Raw genomic sequence first — 840 nt, forward strand, 5'->3', positions numbered from 1 at the left:
TGCGCCAAGAGATTGGCCATCGTCACTTCAATCCATTACTTAACTTTGCTGCTACCGCATTTGTAACCACGTTGATTTCTGCTCAAGCTGAAATTTACCAAATTGGCAATTTACCAACCGTAGCGATGGCATCGTCGGTATTGATGTTGGTGCCTGGTTTTCCACTGATTAATTCGGTAGCAGACATGCTAAAAGGTCACATTAATATGGGTATTGCTCGGTTTGTAATGGCCAGTTTGCTGACCTTAGCAACGTGTTTGGGCATTGTGGCGGCAATGAGTGTAACTGGTATTTGGGGGTGGGCAATTTAATGAATATTTTTGATTTAACGCTCGGTTTGCTCAATGACATGTTTTTTGCAGCCATCCCTGCAGTCGGCTTTGCGTTGGTGTTTAATGTGCCACAGCGAGCTTTGATCTATTGCGCGGTAGGTGGTGCGATTGGTCACGGAAGCCGTTACTTGATGATGCAGTTTGGAGTACCGATTGAGTGGGCGACCTTCTTCGCTGCCACCTTGGTTGGCATGATAGGGGTTCATTGGTCTCACCGCTTTTTGGCTCATCCAAAAGTGTTTACTGTCGCTGCATTGATACCTATGGTGCCGGGAGTTTTTGCTTACAAAGCGATGATTGCGATGGTGGAGATTAACCATTTGGGTTACTCGCCAGAGTTAATTGCGACCTGCATGGAGAATTTTCTTAAAGCCATGTTTATTATTGCTGGTCTAGCAGTTGGCCTCGCAGTTCCTGGGCTGTTATTCTACCGCCGCAGACCGATAGTATAAGGACCCGACATGATCATTAGTATGATTGCCGCGATGGCAGACAACCGCGTTATTGG

2 protein-coding genes are annotated in these 840 nt (G+C 46.5%); both read left to right on the forward strand.

Annotated features, from left to right (window positions below):
- Window positions 1–311, forward strand: a 311-nt coding sequence (locus tag R8N47_RS24400; RefSeq protein ID WP_318186004.1) for a threonine/serine exporter family protein, incomplete at its 5' end; no start/stop codon positions are given.
- Entirely contained in the window at window positions 311–784 is a 474-nt protein-coding gene (locus R8N47_RS24405) for a threonine/serine exporter family protein (protein WP_005459611.1), read from the forward strand. The genes R8N47_RS24400 and R8N47_RS24405, both read left to right, overlap by 1 nt.
- The last annotated feature ends 56 nt before the right edge of the window (window positions 785–840 follow it).

Source organism: Vibrio sp. 2132-1 (genome assembly GCF_033344315.1).

What these genes read in the sequence shown, in the direction of transcription:
- R8N47_RS24405 (WP_005459611.1), top strand. Translation starts at nt 311, where the DNA reads ATGAATATTTTTGATTTAACGCTCGGTTTGCTCAATGACATGTTTTTT.